The sequence below is a fragment of the Mycobacterium sp. 2YAF39 genome, assembly GCF_052114565.1.
Taxonomy (GTDB): domain Bacteria; phylum Actinomycetota; class Actinomycetes; order Mycobacteriales; family Mycobacteriaceae; genus Mycobacterium.
In genome coordinates this window covers 1-353 of sequence record NZ_JBFREZ010000078.1, presented here as the reverse complement: position 1 = coordinate 353, position 353 = coordinate 1, and the positions used below count along the sequence as shown (strand labels likewise).

General features: G+C 62.0%; 1 protein-coding gene. It reads right to left on the bottom strand.

Going from position 1 to position 353, the window contains the following annotated elements; genetic code table 11:
• Positions 1 to 239: 239 nt before the first annotated feature.
• Positions 240 to 353, bottom strand: a 114-nt coding sequence (locus AB4Z42_RS28545; RefSeq protein ID WP_442012604.1) for a (2Fe-2S)-binding protein, incomplete at its 5' end; no start/stop codon positions are given.

The following is a 353-nucleotide window of genomic DNA, read 5'->3' as shown; positions in this document are numbered from 1 at the left end:
CACCATGCGGTCGTGGCCGATATAGCTGGAGCTGCGCGGGAAGATGCGTTCCATCTCCATTGCAAAGACGTCTTCATCGCAATAACTTGAAACCGATAACTGCAGGGCCTCCGCTTCGAAATGGGAGGACTGACTCAGATCGGACATGGGTGTTCTCCTTGCACGGATGAGCGCCGCCGCGCATGGCGGACGCATACGAGGAAAAATCAGAAAAAAGTGAGAGAGGGGACGCGGGCGGGCTAGGGCCCGTCGCGGGCAGCGAGTCGTGCCAGGCGCTCGGGTACGCGTTGGCGCGGACAGGTGGCGCACATCTCGCCGTCGGTGCGGCGGTAGTGGAGGCAGCAACCCTTGCG